Genomic DNA, 8,556 nt, shown 5'->3' with positions numbered 1-8,556 from the left:
CGGCCCGCCGCGTCGACCTCCACCTTCCTGCCGCCGTTCACCCCGCGCAGGACGTTGTCCATCAACCGTTCCAGCCCGTACTTGCCGACCAGGTCCCCCATCGCCAGGCGCCCGCCCTCCGACTCGTCGAGCTCCTCCGGACTCGCCTCGCCGACGTACCCCAGGACGTGCGCGAACGCCTCCCCGAACGGGTAGCTGCGCTTCGCCTCGACGAGCACGGAGAAGCCGGGCAGGTTCTCCCGGTTGAACTCGATGACGGATACCTGCTCGTACCGCAGGTCCCTCGCCACGGTGATCCCGCTGAACGGATTCGCCTTCGTCGCCTTGCGGATCTTCTCCCGGATCTCCTCCAGGTCGGCGTCGAACTCCACGATCTCCGACAGCAGCCGGATCTCCCCGGCGAGATCCTTGACGTCCACGGGTGAGCAGACCAGGTCGAACGACCCCTGGGTTTCCGCGATCGCCCGCCCCTTCCGGTCGAGGATCAGCCCCCGCGGCGCCCGGATCGTGCGGAGCCGGAGCCGGTTGTTCTCCGACAGCTCCCGGTACTGGTCGAACCGCGCCACCTGGAGCCAGTAGAGCCGGCCCAGGAGGAGGACGAACGCCCCGACCGCCACGTAGAGGAGGATGCGGGCCCGGCGGTGGATGTCGGGGTCCTGCTCCCGCTTCCGGATCCTTCGCGTCATTCCCTCACCCGGAGCCACCGGCTCGAGAGGTCGATGAACACCGGGACGGCGAGGAGCGCGGTCCACGCGATCCGCACCGCCTCCTGCGCGCCCCACAGCAGGCCGAAGGGGCGCGCCCCGGCGATGGAGAGGAGAAGCACGATCGAGAACGACTCCGCCGCCAGAAGCGAAGCGACGACGGCCAGGATGTACGGCTCGCCCCGGAGGAAGATGCGGCGGCCGATCTCGCGGGAGGCGAAGTAGAGCGCCATCGATCCGAGGAACATCGCCCCGTGGGGCGCGGACGTCGTCAGCTCCCGGAACACCGAGGGGAGGATGGCGCACAGGAACCCGGCGGACCCCTGGACGAACAGGCCGGCGAACACGATGGCCAGGAAGGGGACGTCGGGGAGGAGGAACCAGGGAACGAAGCCGGAGAGCCACCACACGGAGAGCGCGGTCCCGAGGTACGACAGGGACACCAGCACCAGGAACCGCTTCAATCCCGGCCCGCCCGGAACGGAATGGTGGGGCGGGTCAGGATCACGAGCACCTCCTCCACGTCGAGGAAGTTCACCGCGCACTGGACCTTCACCTTCTGGAAGAGGCTTTCCTTGGGGCGGTCGACGCTGACCACCGTGCCCAGAAGAACCCCCTTGGGCATGGTCCCGTCGAACCCCGAAAAGACGATCCGGTCTCCGACCGCGACGTCGTGAACCGGCGACACGTACTTCAGCCGGCAGAAGTTCCCGCCGATCCCCTCCGCCACCGCGCGGACGCGGCTGCGCTCGACCATCACGTCGGCGGCGAACCGCCCGTCCGTCACCAGCAGCACCTCGGAGAGCCCCGGGTACGCCTTGTGGATCCTGCCCACCGCCCCGTGCGGCGTCACCACCGACATCCCCGGCTCCACCCCCGCCTCGGAACCGGACCCGAGAAATACCGCCTGGAACCACGGGGAAACGTCGTGCCCGACCACCCGTGCGCCGACGGTCCTTCGCTCCAGCGTCTCCGAGTAGCGGAGGAGGTCCTTCAAGCGCCGGTTCTCGAGCACCGCGTCCCGGGTCTCGTGGATCTTCTCCTGGAGCGCCGCCACCTCCTTCCGCAGGCGCTCGTTCTCCCGGGACGCCCCGACGAGCGCGATGTACCGGTTCCAGATACCGGAACCGCCCTGCCGGAGAAAGTCGACGGCGACGTAGAAGGGCCGGAAGATGGACGCCGCGGCGCCCCGCGCCGGCCCCGTCCTCTCGAGGGCCGCGGAGGGGCGCACGAGCAGCTGGATCGCGGCGACGAGGAACGCCACGGCGACCAGGAGCCGCCACCATTTCCGGAAGAAGGATCCCATAGAGACCGATGACCGTCCGGGCCGCGCCCCGAGGGGCAACGCGCTTCGCGCCCCCGGGATGCGCGGTTAGTGCAGGGCGACCTGCCTCAGAAGGTCGAGCTCGTCCAGCGCCTTCCCGGATCCGAGCACGACGCAGGAGAGCGGGTCCTCGGCGACCGTTACGGGGAGCCCCGTCTCCTCCCGCAGGAGGGCGTCGAGGTTTCGCAGCAGCGCCCCCCCCCCGGCGAGGACGATGCCGCGGTCGTAGATGTCCCCCGCCAGCTCCGGCGGAGTCTCCTCGAACACCGCCTTGACCGCGTCCACGATGATGCGCACCGGCTCGGAGAGCGCCTCGCGGATCTCGTCCGAATGGAGCTTCAGCGCCTTGGGAACGCCGGAGACCATGTCGAGCCCCTTCACCTCGGTGGACTCCGAGAAGCCGGGGAACGCGTTGCCCACGGTGACCTTGATGTGCTCCGCCGTCGGCTCCCCGATCAGCAGGTTGTATTTCCGCTTCACGTACTGGAGGATCGCCTCGTCCATCTTGTCGCCCGCGACCCGCACCGACTGGCTCTTGACGATCCCGCCGAGGGAGATGACCGCGACCTCGGTCGTCCCGCCGCCGATGTCCACGATCATGTTCCCGGACGGCTCCGTGATGGGAAGCCCGGCGCCGATGGCGGCCGCCAGCGGCTCCTCGATCAGGTACACCTCGCGCGCCCCGGCGCTCTGGGCCGATTCGCGGACCGCGCGCCGCTCCACCTCGGTGCATCCGTACGGGACGCAGATGATGATGCGCGGACGGACCAGGGTGCGGGCCTTGTGGGCCTTCCGGATGAAATACCGCAGCATCGCCTCGGTCACCTCGAAGTCCGCGATGACCCCGTCCTTGATGGGGCGGATGGCGACGATGTTCCCCGGAGTGCGCCCGATCATCCGCTTCGCCTCGATCCCCACGGCGAGGACCTTCTTCGTGCCGCGGCTGTCCCGGTGGACGGCAACGGCCGACGGCTCGGAGCAGATGATCCCCTCCCCCTTGACGTAGACGAGCGTGGTGGCGGTGCCCAGGTCGATGGCCAGGTCGTGGGAGAACAGGCCCAGAAGCCGGTTGAAGATCATTCCAGTCCCTCCAGTACGCCCCGAAACGGTTCCATTGGGTGAAGAGTATCAAGGCATATTAGCAGTCCCCCCCCGGCAATGCAATCGCACGGGGGGGAAACGGCGGAAATCCCGTTGATATTCGACCGTCCGCGGCATTATTATGTCTTGTTCGACACCGCTTTCCTAAACACCCACGGGAGAAACCGCTCGCCATGCTCGACGTGCTCCGCCGGAACGCCGGCTCCTGGGCCATCAAGATCATCCTGTCGTTCATCGCGCTGACCTTCATCTGGTGGGGCGTCGGAACCTACACGGAGCAGGACCGGAACGTGGCCGCCACCGTGGGGGGGGAGAAGATCACGATGGCCGAGCTGTCCGAGGCGGTGTCGACCCTCGAGAAGACGTACCGGGACGTGTACGGCCCCGCGTTCACGCCCGAGATGGCGCGGGCGCTGAACCTGAAGAAGACCGCGATCGACTCCCTGATCCAGCGAAGGATACTCCTCGCGGAGGCGGAGAGGATGGGGCTCTCGGCGACGGACACCGAGGTGCAGCGGGAGATCGCGGCGTCGCCGGCGTTCCAGGCCGACGGCCAGTTCCGCGAGGACCGGTACCGCGCGGTCCTCTCCTACAACCGGATCACTCCGTCGGAGTTCGAGGCGTCCAAGCGGATGGAGGTCACCCTCAGGAAGGTCGAGGGACTCCTGGCCGCCGGAGCGCTGGTCCCCGAGACGGAGGCGAAGGAGATGTTCCAGGTGGCCTCCCGGAAGATCCGCCTGCTGCTCGTGACGGCGGATCCGGAGAAGGCGAGGGGAATCCCGCCCCCGACCGAGGGGGAGATCGCCGCCAGGTACGAACAGTCGAAGGAGAGCTTTCGCGTTCCCGCCCGGGTGAAGCTCGTCGTGGCCGCGTTCACGCCCGAGCATTTCGGGCGCGGGATCCGGCCATCGGAGGCCGAGATCAAGGCGTACCACGAGGCCGGCGCCGAACGGTTCCGCTCCGAGGAGCGGCGGCTGGTCAGCCGCATCGTCATCCCCTTCGGGAAGAAGGACAAGGAGGAGGCGCGGGCGAAGGCGGAGAAGATCCTGATCGAGGCGTCGAAGGGGAAAGCCGAGTTCGACTCCGCCGCGAGGAAGCATTCCCGCGGCAAGGGCGGGGAGGCGTGGTGGACGCGGAAGGAGGCGGGCGAGGCGCTCTCGGGCCCGGTTTTCTCCGCCGCCGTGGACACGGTGGTCGGCCCGGTCGAACTTCCCGGCAGCTTCGTACTGGCGCGCATCGGCAAGATCCGGTTCCCGGAGGCGCTCCCCCTGGCGGAGGTCCGCGACCGCGTCGCGGACCAGATCGCCCGGGACAAGGGGAAGGACCAGGCGGTGATCAAGGCGTACGAGGCGCAGCCGAAGGCCGCGGCGGCGAAGGACCTGAAGTCGACGGCCGCCGCTTTCGGGGTCCCGGTCGTCGAAACGGGCTGGATCGGCGCGGAAGGGACGCAAGGGGTTCCTCCCGCGGTGGCCCAGGAGGCGCTCCTGCTCCCGCGGGGGGAGGTCGCCCCGGTCAAGACCATCGGCGACAGCCATTACCTGTTCCAGGTGTCGGCGAAGGAGGAATCCCGCGTCCCGCCGCTCGCGGACGTCCGGGAGAAGGTGGCCGCCGCCGTCGCCCGGGAGAAGCGCACCGCCGCCGTGCGGGCGGCGCTGCAGCAGGTGCTGTCGGTTTCGAAGAGCGCGTCCGACCTCGAGACGAACGCGAAGAAGGCGGGATTCGCCCCCGTCGTGACCGGCTGGTTCGCGCCTCTCTCCGAACCGGTCCCGGAACCGCTGGCCGCGGCGGGAGAGATCCGGAAGGAGATCTCCTCCCTTACCTCCAAGGCGCCCGTGTCCCCGAAGATCTACCCCGGCCGCGGAGGGCAGTCGCTTGCGATGGCCTTCCTCGGAGAGCAGTCGGCGGGAGACGCGGAGTGGGAGAAGATGAAGGCGTCCCTGCTGCGGGGGATCGCGGAGCAGCGGAAGAACGCCCTCATGGAGGCGTTCCTCTCCGACCGCCGCAAGACGGTCAAGGTCGAGATCAGCCCGGAGGCGCTGAAATAGGGAAGGAATGTCCCCCTGAATGAAACGTCTCCCCCCGGCAAGGCGCGCGCGCTCCTTGCCGTTTTCCTTCTCCTCCTTCCGCTGGCCGCCGGCGCCGCCCGCGCGGAGACGGGAGTCGTGGAGGAGGTGGTCGACGGGGACACGCTGCGGGTGCGGGTCGCCGGGGAAGTCGTCACCGTCCGCCTGATCGGGATCGACGCCCCGGAGCGGAGCCACCCGTCGCTCGGAAAGGAGTTTTTCGCCGACGAGTCGGCCGCGCACCTCTCCTCCGTCTGCCTCGGGAAAACGGTCCGGATGGAGGCGGACGCGGAAGGATCGGACAAGTACGATCGCCTGCTCCGGTACGTCTTCCTCCCCTCTCCCGACGGCCGCCTCCTGAATCTCGAAATGCTCCGGACCGGGTTCGCGCGCGCCTACACCCGATTCCCCTTCTCCCGGAAGGACGATTTCGTCGCGGCGGAGGGCCTTGCGCGCCGGGAGGGGAACGGGTTGTGGCGGGACGGCGGCGCGGCGGAAGCGCGGTGGCTCGCATCCGGCAACGGTTTACCGGTCCAGGTCTACCCTTCCGGCGGGAGGCGGTACGCGATCGGCTACAAGGGATGGCTCCGGGGAGGACTCGAACGGGGGGAGCTGCCGAAGGAGATCGAGTGGATCGTGCGGAACCGGGCGGAGCTGTCGGAAGCCGAGTTCGCGCGAAAAGCCGGGGACCGCGGGTACCGGCCCGCCGACCCGGCGAAGGACGCGCCCGAGGCGCGGACCCGGGAGGCGGCCTCTCCGGGAGGCGGCGATCCGGTCGTGCGATGGGAGGAGGCTCATCGGCACGCGGGGGAGGAGATCGTCGTGGAGGGGACGATCGTGCGATCCCATCGCTTGGCGAAGGTCCTCTACCTCAACTTCCATCCGAACTGGAAACGGTACCTGACCGTGGTCATCTTCGCGTCGGACCTCCCGCGCTTCCCGGCGGACCCGGAGAAGGCGTACAAGGGGAGGAAGGTCCGCGTCCGCGGCGAGGTCAGGATCCACCAGGGCCGCCCGGAGATCACCGTCCGCTCGCCGGAGGACATCGCGGTCGCTCCGTAGGGGGCGGCGGGCGTCAGGGGCGGAACAGCGACCGTTCCGTTCCGCGCTCCAGCCAGATGCGCCCCGGCGACCAGTAGGCCGCCACCACCCGTTGCTCCTCCGTCACCTCGAACATCCGGACGGAGAAGTCGGAGGAGCCCACGAACAATTTCCCTCCCTCCGGACCGAACGCCAGGGAACGGATGGGATTGCCGATCTCCGCGGTCCACAGCAGCTTTCCCGATTCGGGCGCGAATACCTTGACCGCGTACCCTCCTCCTCCGCCGGCGACGTATTTCCCCCCCGACGGATCGAAAGCGACGGTACGGACCTCCCCCCCCATGTCCGCGGACCACGCGACGGAGCCGTCCTTCTCCCGCAGGACCAGCATCCGTCTCCCCGCCCCTCCGACCGCGACCAGCCCCCGGTTCCCCGCGACCGCCAATGAGTAGATCGGCCACTCGAGCTCCTTCTTCCAGATCCGTCGCTGATACAGGATGTTCCAGAGGACCACGGTGTTTCCGTCCCCGCCGGCCGCGAGGGAGGTCCCTCCCCCGGCGAAGACGGCCGACCAGACCGGTTCCCCGAAATCCGCGCTCCAGGCCTCTTTCCCGGACGATGCGGAGAATACCCGCGCGGCGCCGCTCCCGTCCCCGGTGACGACGTATCGGCCGTCCGGACTGAATCCCACGGAGAGGACTCTCCCCCCCGCGGGTACGGTCGAAATCTCCCGCCCGTCGGCCGCGTCCCGGATCCGCAGGTACGAATCCGCCCCCCCGGTGGCGAAGGTCGACCCGTCGGGGCTGTACGCCACCGAGAGCGCCATTTCCACGTTGTCCTGGCATGCGATCCGGGCGCCGGTCGCCACGTCCCAGATGCAAAGGGTGCCGTCCGCTCCGGCGGAAAGCGCCTGGGAACCGTCCGGACGGAACGCCACGGAGCTGACCCACGATTCGTGGGAGCCCTCCCAGAGCAGCCTCGGACCCGGAGGGGACAGGTACACGATCGGCCGAACCCCGTCGGAGTCCTTCCAGAATTTCCCGAGGGAAACGAGGTAGGCCTCCCCCTGCCCGTTGATCCGGAACCGGGCGTTCACCCTGCCGGTGAGGCGGAGCTCGAAGAGCTTCCGCGCCTCCTCGGGGACGCGGAACCGGATGAAGAGGTCCGACGGCCAGCCGAACCCGAGCAGGAGCGGGTACTCCTCCCGGCCCGCGTCGTACGCCCCCAGGCGCGCCGGGAGCAGCGCCTGGAACTCGGATGCCAGGAGCGCGCCGCGCTCGTTCAGGATCCACACCTTCCGTTCCGTCCGAAGCCGTTCCTTCACGGCGGAAACGGCCATCCGCAGACGCATGTCCCGCTCGCGGAACGCCTCCGCCTTCTCCCCCTTGCGCCGGGGGCCCGTGACGATGCCGGGTTGCGAAGCCGACAGCGCCTTCTCCCAGTTCCGCTCGACCCACTCCCCGATCCGACTCTCCTCGTCCGTAAGGAATTGCAGGCGTTCCCTTGCGGATTCGATCGTGTGGGAGGACGGTGTGGAAGGATCGGTCCCCGTGGAGACGCCCGGGACCGCGACGGTCCAAAGCAGCAGAGTCATCGTTACGATCCGGCAAGGGGGACGCATCCCGGCGATTTTCTCACCCTTCCGGATCGAAAAAAAGGGGCCCTCTTTCGAGGGCCCCCGGGGTGCGTCCGGATAGCGGCAGGGCGGGTGCTACGCTTCGTCCGTCTTGATCCGCATCCCGTAGAACGACCGGTAGACGAAGAACGCGGAGATGACGTAGAAGACGGCCGCCAGGGTGTGGCTGACGCCCGGGTCCAGCGTGATCGCCAGCTCGACCGCCAGCAGCCCGAACAGGGTGGTGAACTTGATGATCGGGTTCATGGCGACCGACGAGGTGTCCTTGAACGGGTCCCCGACCGTGTCGCCCACGACGGTGGCGGCGTGCAGCTCGGTCCCCTTCATGTTCAGCTCGGTCTCCACGAGCTTCTTCGCGTTGTCCCAGGCGCCGCCCGCGTTGGCCATGAAGATCGCCTGGTAGAGGCCGAAGACCGCGATCGAGATCAGGTACCCGATGAAGAAGTAGTGGTTCACGCAGGCGAACGCCAGCGTGCTGAAGAAGACGGCGAGGAAGATGTTGAACATCCCCTTCTGCGCATACTCCGTGCAGATGCGCACGACGGTCTTGCTGTCCTCGACCGACGCCTTCTCGACGCCCTCGAGCTTGATGTTCTTCTTGATGAACTCGACCGCCCGGTACGCGCCGGTGGACACCGCCTGCATCGAGGCGCCCGTGAACCAGTAGATCATCGCTCCGCCCATGAT

The 8,556-nt window shown here is 68.4% G+C and carries 8 protein-coding genes; 2 read left to right on the top strand and 6 right to left on the bottom strand.

The window, feature by feature from the left end:
• The 4 genes from HZB86_06090 to HZB86_06075 all read right to left on the bottom strand — a co-directional run.
• A partial coding sequence (locus tag HZB86_06090; protein MBI5905105.1) for a penicillin-binding protein 2 occupies positions 1–686 on the bottom strand: 686 nt, incomplete at its 3' end.
• The gene (locus HZB86_06085; GenBank protein ID MBI5905104.1) at positions 683–1,168 is read right to left on the bottom strand and encodes a hypothetical protein; all 486 of its coding nucleotides are present in this window, start codon (positions 1,166–1,168) and stop codon (positions 683–685) included. The genes HZB86_06090 and HZB86_06085, both read right to left, overlap by 4 nt.
• Positions 1,165–2,010, bottom strand: coding sequence for a rod shape-determining protein MreC (gene mreC, locus HZB86_06080; protein ID MBI5905103.1), 846 nt, complete (start codon positions 2,008–2,010; stop codon positions 1,165–1,167). Before mreC ends, HZB86_06085 begins: the two co-directional genes overlap by 4 nt.
• Positions 2,011–2,076: 66 nt before the next feature.
• Entirely contained in the window at positions 2,077–3,108 is a 1,032-nt protein-coding gene (locus HZB86_06075; GenBank protein ID MBI5905102.1) for a rod shape-determining protein, read from the bottom strand.
• Between the two features lie 194 nt (positions 3,109–3,302).
• On the opposite strand from HZB86_06075, the gene HZB86_06070 reads away from it, so the two are divergent.
• Both HZB86_06070 and HZB86_06065 read left to right on the top strand, forming a co-directional pair.
• Complete coding sequence (locus tag HZB86_06070) at positions 3,303–5,174, top strand: SurA N-terminal domain-containing protein (GenBank protein ID MBI5905101.1); 1,872 nt, start codon at positions 3,303–3,305, stop codon at positions 5,172–5,174.
• 117 nt (positions 5,175–5,291) lie between these two features.
• Positions 5,292–6,254 carry a thermonuclease family protein gene (locus HZB86_06065; protein MBI5905100.1) on the top strand — a complete coding sequence of 321 codons (963 nt, stop codon included), beginning with the start codon at positions 5,292–5,294 and terminating at the stop codon, positions 6,252–6,254.
• A gap of 13 nt (positions 6,255–6,267) precedes the next feature.
• On the opposite strand, the gene HZB86_06060 is transcribed toward HZB86_06065, so the two are convergent.
• The gene (locus HZB86_06060; GenBank protein MBI5905099.1) at positions 6,268–7,827 is read right to left on the bottom strand and encodes a WD40 repeat domain-containing protein; all 1,560 of its coding nucleotides are present in this window, start codon (positions 7,825–7,827) and stop codon (positions 6,268–6,270) included.
• A 117-nt stretch (positions 7,828–7,944) separates the two neighbouring features.
• Positions 7,945–8,556 (bottom strand): sodium/proton-translocating pyrophosphatase (locus HZB86_06055; GenBank protein ID MBI5905098.1); only part of this gene is annotated, 612 nt, incomplete at its 5' end.

The sequence above is a fragment of the Deltaproteobacteria bacterium genome, from assembly GCA_016234845.1.
Classification (GTDB): domain Bacteria; phylum Desulfobacterota; class Deferrimicrobia; order Deferrimicrobiales; family Deferrimicrobiaceae; genus JACRNP01.
This window is presented reverse-complemented; position numbering and strand designations above follow the sequence as displayed.